The sequence below is a fragment of the Marinimicrobium agarilyticum DSM 16975 genome, from assembly GCF_000423345.1.
In the GTDB taxonomy this organism is placed as follows: domain Bacteria; phylum Pseudomonadota; class Gammaproteobacteria; order Pseudomonadales; family Cellvibrionaceae; genus Marinimicrobium; species Marinimicrobium agarilyticum.
Window position 1 is genome coordinate 105,690 of record NZ_AUHU01000009.1, and the last position, 23,491, is coordinate 129,180.

Consider the following 23,491-nt stretch of genomic DNA (forward strand, 5'->3'; position numbering starts at 1 on the left):
GGTGCACCATGACCACCCCCGTTAAAGCCCTGTTTATCGACCTTTCCGGTGTTCTGTACGATGGGAAAGACGTCATACCCGGTGCGCTGGAGGCGATGAGCCACGCCCGGCAAAAAGGGCTGACCCTGCGGTTTGTCACCAATACCGCCACCCAATCCCGGGAGACCATTCTCGAAAACCTCGCCACCATGGGATTTTCCGTTGAGCCGGAGGAGCTATTCACTGCTCCGGACGCGGCCTTGTCCTACCTTCAAGCCCAAAACTTACGCCCCTACGCCCTGGTACACCCCAGCATCAAGCCCATGTTTGACGCCCAAGCCGAAGAGGAGCCCAACTGCGTCGTTCTGGGAGATGCGCGCGAAGATCTCAACTACGCCAATTTGAACCAGGCCTTTCGGTATGCCCTGGAGCACCGGACTCTGATAGCCATTGGCGACAACAAATACTTCTCCGATGGGGATCAGCTCTGCCTGGATGCAGGCCCGTTTGTCAGAGCGATCGCCTGGGCCTCTGACGTCGAACCCGTTATCATGGGAAAGCCAAGCAGCGCCTTCTTCAATCAAGTTGTGGCCTCCACCGACGTCACGGCTGAGCAATGCATGATGATCGGCGACGATGTCTTCGGTGACATCGAAGGCGCTCTCAACGCCGGTCTCCAGGCCCGACTGGTCAAAACCGGCAAGTACCAGACGGGCGATGAAAACCGCATTGCCCCCTGGGTAAAAACACTGAAATCCATTGCTGAACTGGACAAGTTACTGTGAACGATAACATCATCCCCTTCAAACGCCCCAGCGCCAAGGACAAACACAAGGGCAAAACATTGTGCCGCTCCGGATTTCACAAATGGAAAATCGTGACCGAGAAAAAGTTTGACGTCAAACAGGGGCGGCTTGTGACGGTTTATGAATGCGCTCGCTGTGGAAAACAGAAAACCACAGCTCACTGAGGTTTGGCTCACTTCCTAGAAAACCTTCCCGCCCTATTATCGATTCCTTTTTTCGCCCGGCTTCTCAGCCCTCTGCCAATAGCCGGAAAACTCCTCATTACATTTAGTTCGAATCGATATATCACGTCATTCGAAAGTAGTCCATGAGTTGGCGTCCGTCTCCGTTCTACAGTTTTCGCCCCCGTGATATATTCCCAAAGACATTAAGGTTAGCCATAAAGTTCGAAAGTTCGATCAAACGACTCGAATTGGAGGTCTGAAAATTGAAATTTGCCCAAGCGCTTGTTCTTATCATAATCAGTGCAGCTTTCGGGGCCTGGATCACCTCTCTCCAGTACGCTTCTGAGAAAAATTCAAAAACGTCAGATGAGGATTCTTCCCGGAAGGAGACAATCGAGTTAGCTGAGCAGCAGGCCCATCAATCCAGCGACAGTTGTTTCGCCAAGGCACCTGCAACAAATCAAGACAAGAACCACAATCGACATCCAACGGAAACATTAGCAAGAGAAAGCCGCCCTCAAGAAAACCAAGCTCCGAAGATTTCTTTGGACCAACTTCGTCACCAGGAATCCCAAGTAAGCAGCTTTAGAAAGAACATTGCAGCATTGAAAGAAGAATCGCCCCTTGAAGCCGTAAAACACCAATATCAATCTCAGCCTGTGGACTATCAGTGGGCCATGCAAAAGGAAGAGCAATTGCTCTCGTTGTTTGAAAGCCAAGCGGCACTTGATAACTACGCCCCCTTGGATGTCAGCTGCAAATCCGAAACGTGTCAGATAGTGATGGCGGCCGGTAACGAACAGAAAGGCAGGGCCATTTACAACGCTTTTCTCAACGCTTCGATACAGCAGTCCGGAGAAGGAGAAAACACGTCCGTCTCCTACTTCAACGATCCACAAAACGGGCAACTCCTCATGTACGTCTCTGAGAGTGGAGTCGAAACCTTATTCGGACCTTAGGCCTGATAAATAACAAGGAGTGGTATCGCGGTAAATCTTGGCTGGATTTATCAAACCCTACTCAGGGGCGAGACAGGACGCACAGCCGTCATTCTATTAATATGAATCAGGAGGAATCATGAAGTATAAAATGCTGTTCGCCGCCGCGGCCATTGCGGCTTCCGCAAACGCCTCTGCCACGAAAGTCGCCGAATACGGCGACCCCGTGATCGGCAATGACTACAACGATTGCGAGTTCGAAAAAGTCTATGGAACGGGGGGGGCCGGTTACCTGTACGATGAGTACGAAATTACCTGTCCCTCATATGGCACCTACGAGGTTGGAGTGTATACCGCCATAACCCCGATCTCATGGGGCCAAGATTGGACATCCTGCACATTCTACCCAGGAGATGACAGCTACTACGTCAGCGGGAACTGCGATAACTGGCGAGTTTATCTGAACGATTAACTTGATCAGGAAGCCCCTTTGACTCACAAGTCAGTCGAAGGGGCCTCTAGAAAACCGGATCGATAAAACCATTAATGGAGAGACGCCCGGTATCTGGGCTGGGATCCGGCACGAATTGTTCTTCAATGTTACCAGAGTGAAGGGAGTTCCTCCGGTAGACCAGAAGCCTATTGAAAACCCCCTCCATAGAGGCAATACGCTGAAACAACTCGGTATCACCATTGATATACGCGGCGGGGGGCTGCCTAGCGCCACTGACCTCACGTTGCAGGGCACCAAAATAATGTGATCTTCTATCCTCATTTACGACTTCGTAACCTGTCTCACGGTGTCGATAGAACGATGTTCCTCCGTGATTTCCGTGAAACAGATAATGGACGGTTGCCAGCTCTTCAGAAGAAAAAGAGTCCACATGTGGCACCCTTTGAACAACGGAAAGTTCTTCTGGTGCGGTCGTCACCAGCGAATAATGACACATCGACAGCTTCAGGCCACGGGGTCGGATGCCGAAATATGGCTCGACCATTGCGCCAACAAAGGATAACAGAGCCTCCTGGTAACTTGTCGGAGCAACCGCTCGAACTCCGGGGTACGCCATTCTGGGCGGTTTAAAATCGAGGTCTCGAGCGAGCGAGACCAGATGGTCCGGGTGGTCAACGAATGAATCTACAACGAGTAACGGCGCCTTTTCCTGCCCAAGCCGGTAGGCTTGGATTTTTGGGCTCCGATTCACACTAACGCTCGTTTCCGTCGCCATAAATCCCTCTTTCTCTACGCGCTATGGGCATTATTAGAAGAGCTTGGGCAGAACTTTTCAATAAATGCTTTGTGGCTAGGCATACTATCTACCATTCTGGCGATGTTGGTCTCAAGGTCGTCCAGCATTCCCCGCAGCTTGTCGTCGGGCATTGCTCGCGCCAAATGATGATGGCTTCTGGGTTCTATACCCTGGCCCAGCATCACTTGTAGCCAGGAGGAGATTTGGAATAAATCGGCTTCAGCCTGCTCAATCTGACCGGTCTCTTCAAACAGCTTTAGGCGGTGCGCCAGCGTATCGGGAATGGCCTGTTGCTGGCGGTCGCGCCAAAAAGGGGTATCTGAACGGTTCGTCACTTTATAGTGCAAGATAATAAAGTCCCGGATTCGCTCAAGCTCAAGTCGGCACGTCGAGTTGTACTGTTCCATGGCGGACTCGGTCACGCCGTCGAAAGGGAACATTTGCATGAAGCGGCTGATTCCGATCATCACCAGATAAATACTGGTAGATTCAAGCGGCTCGAGAAAACCACTGGCTAACCCCAAAGCCAAACAGTTCTTGTTCCATTGTTTACGCCGGGCTCCAGTGGTGTAGCGAATCGGTCGGGGCTCCGATAGCATCTCGCCCTCAATATTGGCCAGCAACTCCTCTCTGGCTTGATCGTCGTCCATATAGTCACTACAGTAAACCATTCCATTCCCCACCCGGTGCTGTAGAGGAATTCGCCACTGCCAGCCAGCTGAGCGAGTGGTGGAAACGGTATAAGGAACAGGGTCGCTCACAGCCCGAGTCTGAACCGCAAGCGCTCTGTTGGTAGGCAACCAGTGACTCCAGTCATCATAGCCGGTTTTCAAAGCGCCCTCTATTAAAAGCCCCTTGAAACCGGTGCAGTCAATGTAAAAATCGCCTTCAACCAGGCTGCCATCTTTCAAATGCAGTCGTCGGATAAAGCCATCGTCCGGATCCAGTTCGACCTGCTCAATCATTCCTTCGCGACGTTTAACTCCCCGTGCTTCACACTTGCCGCGCAAAAATTGCGCATAGCGTCCTGCATCCAAGTGATAAGCAAAATTGGGGCCCCCGCGCTCGGAGAACGCAAATTTGTGCTCCCACGAAGCGGTTGCTTCCAGACAGTACCGATCCAAAGGCCCCGCCAGCCCACGCTCTCGCGCTTCGAGCCAAAGGTGATGGAAATGAGTTAACCAAGTACTGGCCTTTCCCACTTCGCCAAAAGAGTGTATGTACTCCGATTGTTTATCCCGCCATCCTTTGAAAAGGATACCCAGCTTAAAGGTTGCACTGGTTTCACGCATGAATTCCTGTTCGTCAATCCCTGCGATTCTATGGTAAGAGCGCATGGGAGGAATCGTTGCCTCGCCCACACCGACGGTGCCAATTTCCGCTGACTCAACCAACTCAATATCTATCAAATGACCCAGTTGCTTTGACAAGCCAGCGGCCACCGCCCATCCAGCCGTGCCACCACCGGCAATCACCACTTTCTGAACGGGCTTCGACTGCTTCACTGAGCGTCTCCTTTATCATGTGATTAACGATTGAATTTGGACATCAACTGAGCTCGCAGACGGCGGGCGGTTGTTTCATCCACCGGTGCAAGGGGCCCCTGGGCATGCTCTGGAATGTGGGCCCTGGAGCGTTCGATTTCGCCGAAAATATAATAGTCAAACAGAGCGCGCCAGGCGCGCTTTTCGTGCTCAGGGCGGTCGCGCAATGATAACATCGCATGTAGCAAGGTATTTTGAGGTGTATCAATATAACCGGGTACGGTATTCCACCAGTAGTTAATCAGCACATTAAAATCGTCCAGCCCCTCGACGTTGTGCCACCACATGCTCGGATAGACCAATACATCTCCGGCTTCCAGATCAGCCACCTGGGCTGCTTCCATCGCCTCCGCGAACCTTGGATAGCGATCCAGGTCCGGGTTGCGAAAGTCGACCATGCTGATCACCTGTCCGCCCGGAGTGGGTTCAAGTGGACCGGGGTAGAGGTTGTGCACCTGCTCGGGCGGAAAAAGGGTGAAGCGTCTGCGACCAACTGCGCAACATGCAATATTATTTGCCAGATCGTAATGCGCGGAGGCGATGGTTCTGTTTCCCATCCAAATGCTGACCAAGGGAGGGCTGGCCTTCAAGGCGGGATCCGAGAGGTTCAAATCATTCTTTTCACGTATACCGGGGAAGTACCTGTCCAGGGTGCTCGAGCCGATATACAGATATTGACCCTCAGACCCTTTTTGCTCGGATAGCCGATCCATGAACTCATTGAAACGGATACGTCCACTGCTAAAATTGAAGGCTGTTAGATCCTCGTTATAAGCGAAGCGCCCTCGCATTTCAGGTTCTCCCTCATAGTAGGTGACGGGCGTATCCACCGAGAATTGCTGCAGGTAAGCCATCGCCTCTCCAGAGGAGACCAGGCCAGCCTGAACCAGGGGCCAATTCCTTGCATACCCTTTGAGGATCACCGGCTCGCCGGCGTCTACCCACTCCTGAAAACAAACGGGCTCACCGGGTTGGGCTTCGATTGTTCGGGTCCGGCGCTCTGTCACGGCCATAGCGACACCTTCGAGTAGTCTTCAGGTCGGAAATTCATTTATCACGCATGTTCTTTGGCGCGCTTACGGTTTTTCATTCCGATCAGACGTGAAATATTGGTTTGCGATGCCAGCAAGTGATAGGCCGACTCAAGATAGCCCACTTCATTGAGCTTTTTCAGTTGATCGCCGCTCAATTGGGCCAACTTTTCTTCGCTAATGCTGAAGTAATTAGTGATTGAGTAGGTCTGATTATCGCTCAGATCGACGTTGATGGTGACCGGCTCAATCAATCCCATTTCATCCAAAGTCGGATACAGTGTTTTGGCCACCGCCCAGCCTTCATGGATGACTTTCAAAACTTTGGAGATCTGTTTCAGGTAGGGGCTGTAACCGCCATGCTCCAGAAACACTGGCATGCCCTCTTCGCGAACTCTCGGGTCGTTGCGGTCTACTTGGATCATGGCCTCAACAGTTTTTTGAGCGGCTGTTTCCTCGCGTCGTAGACCAATGGAAAAGGGCCCCCTCGCCTGAATGGCGGGCACATAGTGTGCGTTCCAGCCCGAATCATCCAGAAACAGGTTCTCATCGAGATCCAACCCCAACAAGACCACAGCCATAAACTGGCCGGTCTCCTTATCCTTTTTGAGTAGAATGGGGTATTCTTTTTGCAGCTCAGCAAATTCCGAGGGAAACACCAATACCTGATTGATACTATCGCCGTACTCGGCGCGGTAGCGAGGATCGACTTTCAGATCCTTGTGTTTGACGTTATCCAGTAATTCTACATTTGACATAGTAACGACCAATAAGCGATTTGATTTGCATTTATTTTGACACTAATGGTGCCCTCAAGCGCACATCATGAAATATTTGCACCCTTCAGGCAAGAAAAAAGGCCGCTGCTATGCAGCGGCCTTTCCGGCAGAGTCCTTTTGCCGTTCCCCGGTCTAGAAGGAGTAACGAGCACCCAGCATATAGCGAGCGCTGAGTTCCTGCTTAAACCAGATATTGCTCTCGTCGCGGCCAAAATGACTTACATCTTCGCCGGTCAGGTTAATGGCCTCGAAAGTGACCTGGAGATTATCGGTCACCTCATAACCAACATTCAGGTCATATTGGTAATACTCATCAACAAACACTGGGCTGTTGCTACCGCCACGACCTGTGCTGTTGAGGTAAGTATCGCGCCAGTTCCAGGCCAACCGCGCGGAGAAGCCATACTTCTCATAGATCAGAGAGGCGTTGGCGGTGTCGCTCAGCCCCGTCAAGGCAAATTCATTCTCACTCGGGTCAGCGGCAACATCAATACCCACATTGCCGTTCACCGTCGTGTAGTTAGCCTGAACACCGAAGCCGGAATCACCAAAGAAGTGCTGAGCGGCCAGCTCCATACCGTGGATACGAGCTTCCTCGGTATTGATCGGCTGAGTCATCCGGAATTGCATATACGGATCGCTGTCGTTCGGCGCCAAGTTGACCTCTCCGTAGACATCGTCAATAAAGGTCTGTGGCAGATTACCGTCACCATCCAGATTGTTCTGGAAGCAGACGCTGGCCTGGTCGCCGGCCTCACAACCCGGGATATTGCCAATCGTTCCTTTCTGCTCCTGATCGACCAGAGCGGTCATTGTGAAGAAACGAGTTTCAGTCGGGTTGATGCCCAAAGCTTCCAGTTCATCCAGTGCGATACCAGAACGGCTACCCTCTGCACCGGCGGAAACGTCACGAAGCGCGACTTGCAACGGAGAGTTGGGACCGTCTGCAGTCACGACGGTTGAGCTAGTACCGACGAAGTTCTCAATTTTCTTCTCGTAATAGCCGGCGGACACATAGCTCGCATCCCCGTAGTACCACTCCAAAGAGAGGTCCAAGTTGCGCGACTCCAGCGGAGCCAGACCCGGATTACCTTGACTGGCGCTCGCAACACCACCAAGCGCTGTCGGCCGAGGCGGAGTACCTACGCTGCGCGCGGCGATCAGATCGCCATAGCCCGGGCGGCCGATGCTCTTACTGATGGAAGCACGAGCAATAAGGTCGCTAGTCAGGTTAACTGAAAAGTCCAGGCTGGGCAGGACGTTGTCGTACTCGCCTTGGATACTGTCGGGCTCAGGCTCGCCTGCCCCCCCCTCGAAGTCAGGCTGGAAGTCTTGGTCCGAGGTCCAGAGAATCTGATCGGGCAATGTAACATAGGAGGTAGAGGTAACCGTGGTCTCCTCGTAACGAACACCCGCGAGCAATTCAGCGTCAAGCCCCGCGATCTGGAAGTTCAGATCCGCCTGAGCAAAGACCGCGGAAATTTCTTCCTCTACCCAGTTGTTTTCAGTACCCGTGACGTTGGGGCTGGCAACACCATAGTAGTCAAAGAGATCAGTGAACAAGGCGGTTGCGTCGCCCTTGAAAGAAGTTCCCTCGCTATCTCCTGAGTCAGCGTAGGACTTGAAGTCGTCGAAAAGGCAGGCCAAGCAGTAGGTCTCGACCAGATCGGTATTTAGGTCACCCGGGTTTTCGATGCCCCAACCGCCCAACACGTCCTGAGTTTGGATGCGAGTCTGGTTCATCTCCAGGGTGCGCTGCTCAACACCAAAATCAAATCCGACATTCTCGTTCAGATCCCAGCTGGCATCCAGGCTGAACTGGTCCATGGTTGTGACCTGATTCGCGGTATTGGAGCGCAGCACCTGACCACCCAGGTCACCCTTATCAATCATGCCATTACCGTTCGGCGCTGGATGACGGTCCGAACCTGGTTCGGTTTGCGGGCTGTCATCAATATCGATGATATTCCAGACGGGGAAGTACTGATTGCCTCGCTCCAACTCCAGCGAATGCTCGGAGATGACAACCGCACCCATACCAAACAGGGTGGAACTGTGGCCGAGAGGGTTATTGGGTGAAGTTTCATTCTCGCTGGTATGCGCGTCGAAGGTGAGCGTTAAGTCGTCGGTGAGATCCCATTCGGCATTGAAACCAAACGATTCCATGGAATCTTCCATGGCACGATACTGCTGCTCAAAACCAACATCTTTGACGCCATTAATGTCTTCGCGCAAGAAAGTGGTGGTTGGCAGCGTAATATTGTCATTGAAACGCACGTGGCTGAACGGTGTATTGAACCACATGGTGTGGTCCGCACGCTGCTCTTCCTGTTCGTTGTTTGCGAAGAAACCGTCGACAGTCAATGTCAGGGTGTCCATCGGGCGGAACTGGAAGGTGGCGTGAGCGTTCAAGCGTTCGCGTTTCGCTTCGGCCAAGTGGTAGCGAGTATCGAGGGGCCGGGAAACCAACTGATCGGGATTGGCCGGAGCATTCTGGATCACGGTATCTTCGGTAACCAAGCCAGTGGCAGGATCGGAGAACACCGAGTAGGGCATAATCGCCCAGTCATTACTGGTCGCGCTCGGGCTGGCCGACTGACGCTCCTGGTAGCTGGCGAAGAGGGAGAAACCAATCGTCTCGTCGTCATCAGTCCAGCTGAACAGACCGGAGACCTCCGGAGTTACTTCGTCACCATCAACCACGCTGCTGTCGTTGACCAGCTTGCCACCAAGACTGAGCTGGGTACCGGGATTGTCCAGCGGCTTATGAGTTGTCACGTTGATGGTAGCGCCCAGGCCGCCAGAGGGGAGGCTTGCACGAGAAGTCTTGTAGACCTCCAAACCACTTACCCCTTCAGAGGCGAGCAGACCGAAATCAAAAGAGCGGCTCAGAGGCTGGCTGAAGTCACCGCTCTGGTCAGCACCAATGATGCTTGAGTTAGAGGCGGGCATGTGACGACCGTTCAGGGTCACAAGGTTGTAGTCACCGCCGAAACCACGCACGGTTACCGTGGAACCCTCGCCGTTTACACGGTCAATAGACACACCGGTGATCCGCTGCAGCGACTCAGCCAGGTTGGTATCGGGGAATTTACCGATATCTTCAGAGGAAATGGCATCGACCACGCCCGAGGCGTCACGCTTGATGTCCATTGCCCGCTCAAGCGAGCCGCGGATACCGGTGACGACCACTTCTTCCAGCACCGGCTCGCCCTGTTGCGCCAAAGCACCACCACTGAAACCAGCGAGGGCCGATGAGGCAACCACAGAAGCGATCAGGCGCTTTTGGAAATACTTTCTATTGGGATTCATGGAACTCTCCTTAAATGAGACCAGGTTATTATTGTCGGCAATCGACATGCCGCAAATCATTCGCCAGCAATCCGAAAATAGCTGTTGTACAGTGTTCCAGTTGATTATTACCGCTTTTAGAGCCCACCCGTGCTTCCCTACTGTTTTTATTAAGATCCTGTCGGCATCTTGACGCTCCCACACGCCGAACACCAACCACCATACGCTCCGTAAACGGTGTCATTTCTTCTGGACAGAGGGCTAATCGCTTTTCAGTATTAACATACCAGCAAACTATTCGGATTAGAAATTTACCGGTTGTCATGTGCTAAAAAGCGACCACTGCTGCCGCCTAAATCAACATAAAAGTACTTTTGACTATAATTGTTAGTCTTCGAGACTATTACACCCGAGACTATGCCTTGTCAATAACCAATCCTCAGAAATACTGAAGAGTTTATAACCGAATGTCGCGCCAGAGCTGCCTTAAGCGTAGAAGTACTCTTTCCGCTACGCAATGAGAAATGACGTCCTCAATGCGAAACCCATTAAATACTATGATCTTATAAATGTGTGGTGTCGATTTACCGTTAAGATTTTACTGCCCAAGGTTTGTTACGTCCCGGTACAATATCACCATAACAACCAAGCGATAGTCCCACCCCGGGGCGAGGAAGTTATCGATGTCCATCAAGCCCCACCCCCGCAAACACCTCTGGGTCTGGTTTCTTTGGGTTGTCCTTTTTTACGGCGTCTGGCTGCTTCTCCTTCAGGCCGATGGCGCCTGGGACAGCGCTCGGGAACATTGGCCCATTGCGTTGGCGATGGCGATTGGTAGCTATGCGGCCGGATCGACGCCAATGGGCGGGGGCACGGTGGGTTTTCCTGTACTGGTTTTGTTTTTCGATTTGCCCGCCAGCCTGGGCCGGGATTTCAGCTTTGCGGTTCAGTCCATCGGTATGGTCAGTGCCAGCATCTTCATTCTTGCTCGTCGTCAGCCATTAGCATGGCCACTATTAAAGGGCGCAATGTTGGGCGCCATCATCGGTACGCCCCTTGGCATTCTGTGGTTTGCACCACTGATTCCGGACTTGTGGATCAAAGTCACCTTCGCGGTACTCTGGGGAAGCTTCGGCGTTCTTCATTTATACCGATTGAATGAAATCGCCGGTCACACGGGCATGACCGACTTCGACGAGCACTGGGACCACAAGGTGGGCTTTTCCCTGGGGTTGGCTTCCAGCGCCATTGCCGTTTCGGTCACGGGGGTCGGCATCGATATGGTGATCTACGCCGCACTGGTTTTATTGTGCCGCGCCGACCTCAAAATCGCGATTCCCACTTCAGTGCTGATTATGGCGTTTACCTCGGTGTGTGGCGTGGTGGTCAAATCGCTCTCGGGAAGTTGGCAGCCGGGAGTGTACGAAAACTGGCTGGCCGCCGCCCCGGTGGTAATACTGGGCGCTCCGCTCGGGGTTTTCATCGTGGAGTTGATTGGACGTCGGCCCACGCTTCTTGTGGTAGCGTTTCTTTGCGTCGGGCAATTTGTCTGGACCTGTTACGACGAGCGCAATACCTTGGGGATGGCCGGCATGGTGCTCTCCGTGATGGCTTTGCTCCTGTGTCTACTGGGCTTTGAGAAGCTGAGAGCCTGGGGCTCTGTCCTGGTCAGAGATGTGGAGGAAGCACGCCGAATCCACACCCACGCCAAGGAGCCCGAAGTAGAATCTGTTATCGCGGCCGGTACCAAGACAGCGGAGCCTACGACCCCCAACACTTGATTGCCGATCAGTACCCGACTGCCTCAAATGCTAGAGGGCGTAGTGGGCTAGTGCCCCACTGCACCATCGCCCCCTGCAGTGTCCCACCCAAAACGCAAACACACCATCGCCGACAAGCAACGCATAGCCTCAACATTGGCACGCTCCTCGCAACACCTTCTCCGAGTGGTTCACGCCCGGATTCAATCCAGGTATCTGCCTCAAAAGAGGACCGCTCGATACGTTTGCCCGGATTTCGTCCATTCAGTACAGCCCGGGCCATACACACCTGATTCTGGAGACTCATCATGAAGAAACACGAACTGGTAGAGACCGTCATACTCGCCAAACAGGCCAAAGGCCTCAGTTGGGAGAAAATCGCCGCCGAGATTGATATGTCACCTGTGTGGACCACATCGGTTTGCCTGGGTATGAACTCCGCACCGGAGCCTCAGGCAAACGCGCTGTGCAAAGTACTCGGATTGCCAGACGGCGCCAAGGAAGCCCTGATGGCTTTCCCCAGCAAAAGTTGGGAAGCGGCCGTTCCCCAGGACCCACTGGTCTATCGACTGTATGAAGTGGTGGGCGTCTACGGCACTACCATGAAGGAGCTCATCCACGAAAAGTTTGGGGACGGCATCATGAGCGCCATCGACTTCACCATGAACATCGACAAGGAGGACCACCCAAAGGGCGACCGGGTGGTGATTACCCTGAACGGGAAGTTTCTTCCCTACAAGCACTGGTAAACCCTCCGCGCCAAAACATCGAAGCGCCCGAAGGCACCGCTTTAGTGCTCGTCAAGGACGACGAGAGCCAACCGTGCCTTAAAAGAGCGCATTAGAAATTCACAATTGCTGTTTTATTTTCGCGCACACCGGCGTCAAAAGTGAACGAATATGAGGCAAGCAATCCAATTTTCAGATGAGCCATATTGACGCACTGCCATATTTCGAATCCCAATAAAGTGCAGGCGCTCCGAAAAATCGTTTGTAACGGGAGAAAATCAGTTTTTTTGGCCTTTTTCCGGCCTTTGGCACAGAGTTTGAATAGACCAAGGCGTGCACACGGAATGAAAACTTCCAAATTTTTGCGATCGCAATTCGAGCCATGGTCACGTTGACTTCAGGGCACAAGCCCAAGCGCGTTGGCTGAACCAAGCCTGTTACGTCAGGAGCACACTATGCACGCTTTTATTCACGCTCTATGCTCGAACTGTCGATCATTGTTGCGTCGATCCAACTCATTGAGCACTGTCACCAAGCACCTCGGTATGGCGGCCTTGTTTGTCGCAGCCAGCCAACAGACACTGGCCGTCGGTCAGCCGGAAAGAACCGACCTGAAGTTCGGGTTTATCAAATTGACCGATATGGCGCCGCTGGCCATCGCGCTGGAGAAAGGCTACTTCGAGGAAGAAGGTCTGTTCGTCGAGCTCGAAGCGCAGGCCAATTGGAAAGTGCTTCTCGATCGAGTAATCACCGGTGAGCTGGACGGCGCCCACATGCTCGCCGGCCAGCCCCTGGCCGCCACCATCGGCTACGGCACAAAGGCCAATATCATTACACCTTTTTCCATGGACCTGAACGGCAACGGCATCACCGTTTCCAACGAGGTCTGGAAGGAAATGGAGAAGCACATTCCCAAACGCGAGGATGGCCTGCCCGAGCACCCCATTCACGCCGACGCGCTCAGGCCCGTCATCGAGCAGTTTCGCAAGAAAGGTGAGCGGTTCAAAATGGGCATGGTCTTCCCGGTCTCTACCCACAACTATGAGCTGCGCTACTGGCTCGCCGCAGGCGGTATTCACCCGGGCTACTACGCCCCGCACAAGGGCGACACCTCCGGGCAGCTTCAGGCGGACGCGCTGCTGAGCGTAACACCTCCGCCGCAAATGCCCTCGACCCTGGAGGCTGGCACCATTCATGGCTACTGCGTGGGCGAGCCCTGGAACCAACAGGCGGTGTTCAAGGGTATCGGCGTGCCGGTCATTACCGACTATGAAATCTGGAAGAACAACCCGGAGAAAGTCTTTGGCATCACCAAAGAATTTGCCGAGAAATACCCCAACACCACCGTGCGGCTGACCAAGGCGCTGATTCGCGCGGCCAAATGGCTCGATGCCAATGACAATGCCAACCGGCCCGAAGCGGTGAAGATTCTGTCACAACCATATTACGTCGGGGCGGACTACGAAGTGATTGCCAACTCCATGACCGGCACCTTCGAGTATGAAAAGGGCGATAAGCGCTCGGTACCGGACTTCAATGTGTTCTTCCGTTACAACGCGACTTACCCCTACTACTCCGACGCCATCTGGTATCTCACGCAAATGCGTCGCTGGGGCCAGATCAGTGAGCACAAGTCCGATGACTGGTACTTCAAAACCGCCGAGCAGGTTTACCGTCCGGACATTTATGCGAAAGCCGCCAAAGCGCTGATTGAAGAAGGCCACGCCGACACCAACGAGTTCCCCGACTTTGCCAGCGAAACCGGCTTCAAGCCACCGCAGACCGAGTTTCTGGACGACATTACCTACGACGGCAGCAAGCCCAATGCCTATCTCGACAAGCTGAACATCGGATTGAAAGCGGACGAGACCCTGTAATACCACGGTCTACCCCGGCGGCGCTTCGGCGTCGCCACGACCGGACGCCAACAGCTTTAGGAGCAAAGCCCTCATGAACCCCGCAACCATTGTCAAACACAAACTGAGCTGGGATCTGGAGCGATTCCAAATCGGTAAAATTATTCGTGCCGTGACCCTCCCCATCGTCGGCCTGGTTCTGTTTCTGGGCGTCTGGCACTGGGGCGCGCAACAGGTCGACACATCTCTGGGGACATTCCCCGGCCCCCAGGACGTATACGAACAGTGGAACAACCTGGTGGACGAGCACCAGGCCGAGAACCTCCGGGCGGCGGCCTTCTATGAACGTCAGGACGCGCGGCATGAGCGCCAACTCGCCCAGGACCCGAACACCGAGCTTCGCTTTCGCGAGTACAACCGCCGGCCCACTTTCTTCGATCAGATCTGGACCAGCCTGGGCACCGTCATGACCGGTTTTTTTCTGGCAACGGCCATCGCGATCCCGCTGGGTATTGTGATCGGGTTGAGCAACACCACCTATCGCGCGCTCAACCCCATCATCCAGATTTTCAAGCCGGTCTCGCCGTTGGCGTGGCTACCCTTGGTCACCATGGTCGTGAGCGCGGTTTACGTGACCGACGATCCGTTGTTCGCCAAGTCATTTGTCACCTCAGTCATTACCGTCGCGCTGTGCAGTATCTGGCCGACAATGATCAACACCGCGGTGGGGACCGCCAGCGTCAACAGCGACTTGCTGAACGTCAGCCGGGTACTGCGCCTGAACTGGCTCAGCCATGTGAAAACCATTGTTCTCCCCTCCGCCATACCCATGATGTTCACCGGCTTACGCCTCTCTTTAGGTATCGCCTGGATGGTATTGATCGCCGCCGAGATGCTCGCGCAGAATCCAGGCTTGGGGAAATTTGTTTGGGACGAGTTCCAGAACGGCTCCTCGGACTCTCTGGGTCGCATTTGCATGGCGGTACTGATGATCGGCTTTATCGGCTTCCTCCTGGACCGAGCCCTGCTGTTCCTGCAGAGCTGGGTCAATTGGGACAAGTCCGCCGTGGTCCGCTAATCGCACACCGAATTCAGAGGAAGGAGCAACCAATGTCACAGACTCATCTCGAACTGACCCAAGTGGGTATTGATTTTCCCACCCCCAAAGGCCCGTTTCGCGCGCTGGACAATGTCAGCCTGAAAATTGACAAAGGCGAATTCGTTTCATTGATCGGACACTCGGGCTGCGGCAAATCCACCGTGCTCAATATCGTCGCCGGCCTCTATCAGGCCACCTCCGGCGGTGTGGTGCTGGGCGGAAAGGAAGTGAACCAGCCCGGTCCGGAACGCGCCGTGGTTTTCCAGAACCACTCTCTGCTGCCCTGGCTTTCGGCCTACCAAAACGTTGAGCTTGCCGTCAAACAGGTCTTCAAGCGCCAGAAAAGCCGGGCCGAAATGCGCGAGTGGATCGAACACAACCTGGCACTGGTACAGATGACCCACGCCATGCACAAAAAGCCTCAGGAAATTTCGGGCGGCATGAAACAGCGCGTCGGGATTGCCCGGGCGCTGGCGATGGAGCCTCAGGTACTGCTGATGGACGAGCCTTTCGGCGCTCTGGACGCCCTCACCCGCGCCCATCTGCAGGATTCGCTGATGGACATCCAGAACGAGCTGGGCAATACCGTGATCATGATCACCCACGATGTGGACGAAGCCGTGCTGCTCTCGGACCGCATCGTGATGATGACCAACGGCCCGGCCGCCACCATCGGGGAAATTCTGCCGGTCAACCTGCCCCGCCCTCGGGAGCGGTTGGAACTGGTGGACAGCCGCGAGTACAACGAATGCCGCAGTGCGGTGCTACGCTTTTTGTACGAAAAACAGAAGAAAGTCGAGTCCATTGACGCCAAGCGCAAACCGCGCAAATCCTGGGCGCAAAAACTCAAAATTACCGGTTAATTGGGTGGGGCCCTGCCTCGCCAGAACACACACACATTTTTTGACTGATTGATGAACCGTTACGGAGAGACCCAGCATGACCCAGACACTTCGCCCGCTCGCGGCCTGCATCGCTCTGACAACGCTATCGGCCACGCCCGCCCTGGCGGCGGATACCTTGACCGAAGCACTTGAGAACAGCGACACCAAATTGCACTTACGCACCCGTTTTGAAGACGTGGACCAGGACGGCGTGGAATCCTCCAGCGCGCTGACCCAGAAGACGCGACTGACGTTCCAGTCAGGCAGCTTCAACAACCTGAGTTTCCTGCTGGAAATGGACGACACCACGGCCATCACCGATGTGGATTACAACGACGGAACCGGCTCAGGCATCAATCCCGGCACCGCGGTGATCGCCGACCCGGAGGGCACGGAAGTCAACCAGGTTTATGTCAGTTATCAAATGGGGGGCACCGAAGCCCGCTACGGGCGCCAGCGTATTCTGTTGGACAATCAGCGCTTTGTCGGAGGTGTGGGTTGGCGTCAGAACGAGCAGACCTACGACGCCCTGTCGTTTACCAACAAAAGCATCGACAACGTCGAGCTGTTTTATGCCTACGTGCACAACGTCAACCGTATTTTCGGCGAAGCCTCACCCGCCGGCGACCACAACCACGAAACCCACCTGCTCAACGCCAGCTTCAGCGGTCTCAATGCCGGCAAACTGGTGGGCTATGGTTATCTGATTGAAAACAAGACGGCGCAGACCCTATCCAGCGATACCTTTGGGGTACGCTGGGAAGGCAAACTGACCGACAGTCTTGGTTACAACCTCGAGTATGCCAGTCAGACCGAGGCGGGCGACAACCCCGTGAACTATTCCGCCGACTACATGCTGGCCGAAGGCATCGCTGGCGTGCAGAAATTCAAGTTCAAGCTGGGCTACGAAGTGCTGGGCTCTGATGAGGGCAACGCCGCCTTCACCACCTCTCTGGCGACATTGCACGCCTTCCAGGGCTGGACCGACAAGTTTCTGGGCACCCCCGCCACCGGCGTCGAGGACCTCTATGTCAGTGCCGGCCACCCGATCGGCCCGGTGAACCTGACCGTGGTCTACCACAGCCTGAGCGCCAATGAAGGGGATATGGATTACGGCACCGAGCTGGGCTTTGTCGCCGGCACCAAAGTGGGACCGGTGGGGCTGACCCTCAAATACGCCGACTACAGTGCCGATGAGTACGCCACCGATACCTCAAAGCTGTGGCTGATGGCGGCCATGACGTTCTAAGTCAGTGCCGCTCCTCGGGCCCGAGCTCCTCGCCAATCAGACCAATCACCGTGCCCACCCCGTTGGCACGGAGTCGGTCCAGGAGCTGGGCCAGATCCGCCACCCGTTCCGGGTCCAGTAGACCTTGCTCGTCCGGCACCAACCGGCCTTTCTGAATCATCCGGCGCACGAACGCCTCACTGCTGTTGAGGCGTTCCGCCGCCGCTTTTTGTGTCATGCCTTGGGTCACTCGCCACCTCAATCGGGGAATGTTGGTCGGACTATTCTGACAATGAAGCCCGGCAAAAGCTGTGTCATAATGCCTTTTTTTAGCGTCAAAGTCCTGTTCGTGCCCCTTGCCCTCTGCAGGCCGCACCCTAAAACGAAGAGCACCCCATGACCAGCAAAGGCATCCTTTACACCGTCTCTGCCCCCTCGGGCGCCGGTAAAACCAGTCTGGTGAACGCCCTGGTAGAGTCCAACCCGGAAGTCTGTGTATCCGTCTCTCACACCACCCGACCCATACGGCCCGGGGAAGTTGACGGGGTCAACTACCATTTTGTGGACCACGCCCGCTTCGAAGCGATGCTCGCCGAGGGCGCCTTTCTCGAGCACGCGCAAGTGTTCAGTAATCTCTATGGCACCTCTCGCCACTGGGTGGAACAAACCCTCTCTGAGGGCATGGACGTGATCCTCGAAATCGACTGGCAGGGTGCCCGCCAGGTGCGCAAATTGTTGCCCGACACCGTCAGTCTGTTCATTCTGCCGCCTTCGCTGGCCGCCCTGCGCCAACGGCTGACCGGACGGGGACAAGACAACACCGAGGTCATCGAAGCCCGCATGAACGAGGCAATCAGCGAAATTTCCCACTATCGGGAAACGGACTACCTGATCGTCAACGACGATTTCACCACAGCCTTGGCCCAGTTCCAGGCACTGATTACCAGCCAACACCTCAGACGCGATCGGCAGGAACAGGTTCACCATGCGATGCTGGAGGAGCTATTGGCCTGAATCGCCGCGATGGAGCTGACGCCCGACGCGCAAATTGTGTACAATACTTGGTTCGATTTCCCCCGCGATGGGAGGGTGCCGGCTTGAACGCCGACCCACCCGCCGCCACATTAACACTGTGAGCAAGTAACTCTATGGCACGTATTACTGTTGAAGATTGTCTGGACCACGTTGATAACCGTTTCGAACTGGTGATGGTCAGCGCCAAGCGGGCTCGTCAGCTCGCTGTCGGCGGAAAGGACGCCCTGGTGGCGGAAGAAAACGACAAGCCTACCGTGATCGCCCTGCGCGAAATCGAGCAAGGCCTCATTGACGCCAGCATTCTGCTCGAAGCGGATGAGCCAGTGCGCCACGAAGCGCCCTCGCACGAGCACATTCAGGAGACTGAGGCCCAGCCCGGCAACGAGTAAACGCCTCGCCTGAACGCCCGGCCGGGCTCCTGCCCGGCCCTATTTGGAGGACGGCCTTGCAAACGATCGAAGCCTTGAGTCACAGGCTTTCATCTTACCTCGAGTACAGCCAAATCAATTTGGTGAAGCGGGCCTACTTCTACGCGGAACAAGCCCACGACGGGCAACGGCGGCGCAGCGGCGAAGCCTACATTACCCACCCCCTCGCGGTCGCCGACATCCTCGCCAGCATGCACATGGACCATCAGAGCCTGATGGCCGCCATGCTGCACGACGTGATTGAAGACACCGGCATCAGCAAAAAAGCCATCTCCAAACAATTCGGCGAAACCGTCGCAGAGCTGGTGGACGGGGTGAGCAAGCTCACTCAGATCGAGTTCGAATCCCACGCCGAGAAGCAGGCGGAGAACTTCCAGAAAATGGCGCTGGCGATGGCCAACGACCTGCGGGTCATCCTGGTGAAACTCGCCGACCGCCTGCACAACATGCGCACCCTCGGAGCCATGCCGCCGCACAAGAAGCGGCGCATCGCGAAAGAAACCCTGGAAATCTACGCCCCCATCGCCCACCGCCTGGGTATGAACGACATGCGCCTGGAGTTCGAGGACCGGGGCTTCTACGCCATGCATCCGCTGCGCGCCAGCCGCCTGCAGGCGGCCCTGAAAACCGCCCGGGGCAACCGCAAAGAGCTGGTCGAACAGATCCAGACCGCCATTGAAAAACGGCTGGATCGGGAAAACCTCACCGCCCTGGTGATCGGCCGGGAGAAACACCTGTACAGCATCTACGAGAAGATGCGGCAGAAGAAGAAATACTTCAAAGAGATCATGGACGTCTACGCCTTCCGCATCATCGTGGACAGCGTAGACACCTGTTACCGGGTGCTGGGTGTGGTGCATAACCTCTACAAGCCGGTGGCGGGGGAGTTCAAGGACTATATCGCCATCCCCAAGGCCAACGGCTACCAGTCCCTGCACACAGTGTTGCTGGGGATGCACGGCGTACCCATTGAGGTCCAGATCCGCACCAAGGAAATGGACGAAATGGCCAACAATGGCATTGCGGCCCACTTCCTGTACAAGAACAGCGGCGCGGATGAGAGCATCAGCCACAATCGCGCCCGTCAGTGGGTCCAGGGGCTACTGGAAATGCAGCGCCGGGCTGGCGACTCGCTGGAATTCATCGAGAACGTAAAGATCGACCTCTTCCCCGACGAGGTCTATGTCTTCACCCCCAAAGGCGAGATCGTCGAGCTGCCCCACGGTGCCACCCCCATCGATTTTGCCTATGCGGTGCACACCGACATTGGCCACAACTGCGTCGCCTGCCGGGTCAACGGCCGGCTGGCGCCGCTGTCCCAGCCGCTGCAAAGCGGCCAGAAGGTCAGCATCATTACCTCCCAGGGGGCGCAACCCAACCCCAACTGGCTCAACTTCGCCATCTCGGGTAAGGCCCGCAGCGCCATCCGCCACTTCCTCAAGCATCAGCGTCACCATCAGTCGGTGGCCCTGGGCAAGCGACTGCTCGGTCGCGCCCTGAGCGAGGTCAGCCTGCAGTTGGACAAGCTCACCGAGGAACAGGAAAGGCAGTTGCTCGCGGTCACCCAGATGAAGTCGATGGAAGATCTGCTTGAGGATATCGGGCTTGGCAACCGTGTCGCCCAAGCGGTGGCCAAACTGCTGCAGCCCGATGCGGACGTGAACCCGCCCAGCGGGAGTATCTACTCGCCCCTGACCATCGACTCGGCCGAGGGCATGATGATCACCTTCGCCCGTTGCTGTCGACCCATTCCCGGCGACCCGATCATCGGTCATATCAGTTCCGGCAAGGGCCTGGTGGTACACCAGGACACCTGCCGCAATATCACCGAGCTGCGTCACAAGCCGGAGAAGATCAGCTATGTGAACTGGGCGCCCACGGTTTCGGGGGAGTTCCTCGTGGATGTTCGGGTGGAAGTGGAATCCGAGCGGGGCATTATCGCCACCCTCGCCACCCGGGTGACCGAACAGGGCGGCAGCATCGAGCACATCAAGGTCAACGAACGGGATGCCCACAACAGCGTCATCAACCTGTGCATCGGGGTGCACAACCGGGTGCACCTGGCCAACATCATGCGCCGGGTCCGTAACCTGAGTTTTGTATTGCGGATCAACCGCAGCAAAAACTAGCCTGCTTCGCCCAGTTTGTAATGCGTTGCCGGCAACGCCCTCAGGCGCTCCGCCGCCTGCTCCGGGGTCAGGTCGCGCTGGGCTTCGGCCAGCATTTCATAACCCACCATAAATTTACGCACCGTGGCCGAGCGCAGCAGGGGTGGAAAAAACTGCGCGTGGAGGGTCCATTCCGGGTGCGCCTCACCATCAAACGGCGCGCCATGCCAACCCATGGAGTAGGGGAAGGAGACCTGAAACAGATTGTCGTAGCGGGCGGTTATCTGGCGCATGATGTCGGCGAGGCTCGCGCTTTGAGCCTCGGTCAGCTCCGGCAGGCGGGCGACGGCAAACCGGGGCAGAAGCAGCGTCTCGAAGGGCCAGGCGGCCCAGTAGGGCACCACCACCAACCAGTCCGCATTCTGACAAACCACCCGTTCCTCTGCCTCCAACTCGCGGGAGGCATAATCTTCCAGCAGAGAGCGGCCCTCGCGCTGGCGATACTCGGCAAAGCGCTCCGCTTTGCGTTGGGCCAGGGTCGGCAGCTGCGTCTGGGCCCAAATCTGACCGTGTGGGTGGGGGTTGGAACAGCCCATCATGGCGCCTTTATTTTCAAAGACCTGAACCCATTGATAGGTTTTCCCCAGGTCCGCGCTCTGCTCCCGCCAGCAGCGCACGACCGACTCCACCTCTGACTGAGACAGTTCCGGCAGCGTCTTGCTGTGGTCGGGCGAAAAACAGATGACCCGGCTGCAGCCCTGCTCGGCGGCCATACGGAATAGCGGGTCCTCGCTCTTTACGCTCGGCGTATCCGGCTGCAGAGCGGCGAAGTCATTGCCGAATACGAAGGTGGCATCGTACCGGGGGTTTTTCTCGCCATTGACGCGGGTATTGCCGGGGCACAGGTAGCAGTCAGGATCGTAGGTGGGCCGCTGTTCCTGATCAGGCGTTTCGGACTGGCCTTGCCAGGGGCGCTTGGCGCGGTGCGGCGAGACCAATACCCAGTCGCCGGTCAACGGGTTGAAACGACGGTGCGGGTGCTCGGTAGGGTCAAACGGGGCGGTCATGGTCAGCGTTCCTCTGGCAATCCAACATCAGCGTGATCGACAGGCGCCAGTTTACGCAACCCCGAGCCCGGAATCTATAATAAATATGATTTATAGGCTTTTATTCGGCAATCGATCGCTCCAACCGCCACGCCAGCGCGAAAAAGATCAGCCCCGATACGGCGGTGGCCGCCCCCACATAGCCGGTGACACTCCACCCCAGCCCAGCGGAAATGGCCAGCCCACCCAGCATGGGTCCAATGGCATTGGCGGTGTTGAAGGCGGCGTGATGGGACGCCGCCGCCAGCGTCTGAGCGCCCACCGCCACATCCATCAGATGCGTCTGCAGGGGCGGGGAGACCGCCGCGACCGTGCCCACCAAGAAGGTCATCAGCAAGATGCTCCACAGTTCGTGGGTCGCCGAGGGGAAGATCAGGTAGACCACGAGGCTCCAAAGCAGGGCGCCGCCCACGGCCTTGAACTGGAATTTATCGAACAGCCAGCCGCCGACAATATTCCCGAGAAAGCCGCCGGCCCCGAAAGTGGCCATGGCGATGGGAATCCAGCCTTTTTCCACCTCGGTGACGTACAGCAAAGTGGGTGCCAGATAACTGAAAACGCAGAACACCCCGGCAAAGCCGGTGGCACCGATCATCAGAGCCAGCCAGACTTGCGGTCGCCCAAAGGCCTTCAGTTCTGCCATGGGGCGATTGCGCGGCTGTTGGCGATCCAGCGGGAGGTAGATTACGATCAGCACCACGGTGAGCAACGAAATCACCGAGACCATTCCAAAGGCATAGCGCCAACTGATGGACTGCCCCAACCAGGTCGCCAGGGGGTTACCGATGAGCACTGCCAGGGTCAGACCAATCATCACGCGGCTAACCGCTTTGCCCCGGTCAGCCGGTGGCGCCAGGCTCGCCACCACCAACGCCGCGACCCCGAAATAGGTGCCGTGGGGCAGCCCGGCAATAAACCGGTAGGCAAGCAGAGACTCGTAACTGGGAGCCAGGGCACTGGCAATATTGGCGAGGGTGTAAAAGCCCATCAACCCGATCAGCAAGTGCCGGCGAAACAACCGGGCGCCAAAGACCGCCAACAGGGGCGCACCGACCACAACCCCCAGCGCATAGGCGCTGATCACATGGCCCACCTGGGGCTCGGTCACGCCCAGCCCCTCGGCAATGCCGGGCATCAGCCCCATGGTGGCAAACTCGCCGGTTCCAATCCCGAAACCACCCACCGCCAGGGCGATTTCGATGAGCCACATCTGGGCCTTGGTGAGTTTGGGGCTGGTGGCGGGGGAAACGGCTGTCATTCACGGATCCAAAAGTCGGGCAAAACCCACCCCGGTCACACTGTCACGGCCAGTGGACGGGGGCGGGTTTTTGTTGTTAGGGGAAAGCGGCTTATGGTGGTGGTTACCACAAAGGCCGGCATTGTACAGGATTCGCATAAAAGGCGCTCTGCAGCGTGCGCGCCCCCCCCCCCCCGGTGGGTGGCTCCCGGGGGCCTGGTTCCTCTATACTTGATGGTT

The 23,491-nt window shown here is 56.1% G+C and carries 21 protein-coding genes; 13 read left to right on the forward strand and 8 right to left on the reverse strand.

Annotation, left to right across the window (positions count from 1 at the left end):
• Positions 1–8: 8 nt before the first annotated feature.
• The 4 genes from G547_RS0111010 (at position 9) to G547_RS22685 (ending at position 2,359) form a co-directional block, all read left to right on the forward strand.
• The gene (locus G547_RS0111010; RefSeq protein WP_027329902.1) at positions 9–764 is read left to right on the forward strand and encodes a TIGR01458 family HAD-type hydrolase; all 756 of its coding nucleotides are present in this window, start codon (positions 9–11) and stop codon (positions 762–764) included.
• Positions 761–949 (forward strand): hypothetical protein, encoded by a 189-nt coding sequence (locus tag G547_RS23825; RefSeq protein WP_027329903.1) that lies wholly within the window; start codon positions 761–763, stop codon positions 947–949. Before G547_RS0111010 ends, G547_RS23825 begins: the two co-directional genes overlap by 4 nt.
• Positions 950–1,212: 263 nt before the next feature.
• Entirely contained in the window at positions 1,213–1,908 is a 696-nt protein-coding gene (locus tag G547_RS0111020; protein WP_027329904.1) for a hypothetical protein, read from the forward strand.
• Between the two features lie 118 nt (positions 1,909–2,026).
• The gene (locus G547_RS22685; protein WP_051235272.1) at positions 2,027–2,359 is read left to right on the forward strand and encodes a hypothetical protein; all 333 of its coding nucleotides are present in this window, start codon (positions 2,027–2,029) and stop codon (positions 2,357–2,359) included.
• A gap of 46 nt (positions 2,360–2,405) precedes the next feature.
• Here the strand turns inward: G547_RS22685 and G547_RS0111030 are convergent, their stop codons facing one another.
• The 5 genes from G547_RS0111030 to G547_RS0111050 all read right to left on the reverse strand — a co-directional run bounded on the left by G547_RS0111030 (position 2,406) and on the right by G547_RS0111050 (position 9,803).
• Positions 2,406–3,116 (reverse strand): DUF6445 family protein, encoded by a 711-nt coding sequence (locus G547_RS0111030; protein WP_036188144.1) that lies wholly within the window; start codon positions 3,114–3,116, stop codon positions 2,406–2,408.
• Between the two features lie 14 nt (positions 3,117–3,130).
• Positions 3,131–4,642 carry a tryptophan halogenase family protein gene (locus G547_RS0111035; protein WP_027329906.1) on the reverse strand — a complete coding sequence of 504 codons (1,512 nt, stop codon included), beginning with the start codon at positions 4,640–4,642 and terminating at the stop codon, positions 3,131–3,133.
• 23 nt (positions 4,643–4,665) lie between these two features.
• Positions 4,666–5,694, reverse strand: coding sequence for a cupin-like domain-containing protein (locus G547_RS0111040; RefSeq protein WP_027329907.1), 1,029 nt, complete (start codon positions 5,692–5,694; stop codon positions 4,666–4,668).
• A gap of 41 nt (positions 5,695–5,735) precedes the next feature.
• Complete coding sequence (locus tag G547_RS0111045; RefSeq protein ID WP_027329908.1) at positions 5,736–6,470, reverse strand: SapC family protein; 735 nt, start codon at positions 6,468–6,470, stop codon at positions 5,736–5,738.
• 153 nt (positions 6,471–6,623) lie between these two features.
• Positions 6,624–9,803 (reverse strand): TonB-dependent receptor, encoded by a 3,180-nt coding sequence (locus G547_RS0111050; RefSeq protein WP_084645935.1) that lies wholly within the window; start codon positions 9,801–9,803, stop codon positions 6,624–6,626.
• Positions 9,804–10,465: 662 nt separating this feature from the next.
• On the opposite strand from G547_RS0111050, the gene G547_RS0111055 reads away from it, so the two are divergent.
• The 6 genes from G547_RS0111055 to G547_RS0111080 all read left to right on the forward strand — a co-directional run bounded on the left by G547_RS0111055 (position 10,466) and on the right by G547_RS0111080 (position 17,358).
• The gene (locus G547_RS0111055; protein WP_027329910.1) at positions 10,466–11,563 is read left to right on the forward strand and encodes a sulfite exporter TauE/SafE family protein; all 1,098 of its coding nucleotides are present in this window, start codon (positions 10,466–10,468) and stop codon (positions 11,561–11,563) included.
• Positions 11,564–11,850: 287 nt separating this feature from the next.
• On the forward strand, positions 11,851–12,291 hold the full coding sequence (gene cynS, locus G547_RS0111060) for a cyanase (RefSeq protein ID WP_027329911.1): 441 nt from the start codon (positions 11,851–11,853) through the stop codon (positions 12,289–12,291).
• A 524-nt stretch (positions 12,292–12,815) separates the two neighbouring features.
• Positions 12,816–14,147, forward strand: coding sequence for a CmpA/NrtA family ABC transporter substrate-binding protein (locus G547_RS0111065; protein WP_051235274.1), 1,332 nt, complete (start codon positions 12,816–12,818; stop codon positions 14,145–14,147).
• Between the two features lie 73 nt (positions 14,148–14,220).
• Positions 14,221–15,204, forward strand: coding sequence for an ABC transporter permease (locus tag G547_RS0111070; protein ID WP_027329913.1), 984 nt, complete (start codon positions 14,221–14,223; stop codon positions 15,202–15,204).
• A gap of 32 nt (positions 15,205–15,236) precedes the next feature.
• Entirely contained in the window at positions 15,237–16,088 is an 852-nt protein-coding gene (locus G547_RS0111075; RefSeq protein ID WP_027329914.1) for an ABC transporter ATP-binding protein, read from the forward strand.
• Between the two features lie 76 nt (positions 16,089–16,164).
• Positions 16,165–17,358, forward strand: a complete 1,194-nt coding sequence (locus G547_RS0111080; protein WP_027329915.1) for an alginate export family protein — start codon at positions 16,165–16,167, stop codon at positions 17,356–17,358.
• 1 nt (position 17,359) lies between these two features.
• Here the strand turns inward: G547_RS0111080 and G547_RS0111085 are convergent, their stop codons facing one another.
• Positions 17,360–17,575, reverse strand: coding sequence for a hypothetical protein (locus G547_RS0111085; RefSeq protein ID WP_157209843.1), 216 nt, complete (start codon positions 17,573–17,575; stop codon positions 17,360–17,362).
• Between the two features lie 158 nt (positions 17,576–17,733).
• Here G547_RS0111085 and gmk point away from each other — a divergent pair, with 158 nt between their 5' ends.
• The 3 genes from gmk to spoT all read left to right on the forward strand — a co-directional run bounded on the left by gmk (position 17,734) and on the right by spoT (position 20,929).
• Entirely contained in the window at positions 17,734–18,351 is a 618-nt protein-coding gene (gene gmk, locus G547_RS0111090) for a guanylate kinase (RefSeq protein ID WP_027329917.1), read from the forward strand.
• Positions 18,352–18,485: 134 nt separating this feature from the next.
• Positions 18,486–18,761, forward strand: coding sequence for a DNA-directed RNA polymerase subunit omega (gene rpoZ, locus G547_RS0111095; RefSeq protein ID WP_027329918.1), 276 nt, complete (start codon positions 18,486–18,488; stop codon positions 18,759–18,761).
• Between the two features lie 56 nt (positions 18,762–18,817).
• Positions 18,818–20,929, forward strand: coding sequence for a bifunctional GTP diphosphokinase/guanosine-3',5'-bis pyrophosphate 3'-pyrophosphohydrolase (spoT, locus tag G547_RS0111100; protein WP_027329919.1), 2,112 nt, complete (start codon positions 18,818–18,820; stop codon positions 20,927–20,929).
• On the opposite strand, the gene G547_RS0111105 is transcribed toward spoT, so the two are convergent.
• Together G547_RS0111105 and G547_RS0111110 are read right to left on the reverse strand one after the other, a co-directional pair.
• Positions 20,926–21,975: a UDP-glucose--hexose-1-phosphate uridylyltransferase gene (locus G547_RS0111105; RefSeq protein WP_027329920.1), complete on the reverse strand. Its 1,050-nt coding sequence runs from the start codon at positions 21,973–21,975 to the stop codon at positions 20,926–20,928. The two genes, spoT and G547_RS0111105, sit on opposite strands and share 4 nt — an antisense overlap.
• A 100-nt stretch (positions 21,976–22,075) precedes the next feature.
• Positions 22,076–23,272, reverse strand: a complete 1,197-nt coding sequence (locus tag G547_RS0111110) for an MFS transporter (protein ID WP_027329921.1) — start codon at positions 23,270–23,272, stop codon at positions 22,076–22,078.
• Positions 23,273–23,491: the final 219 nt, after the last annotated feature.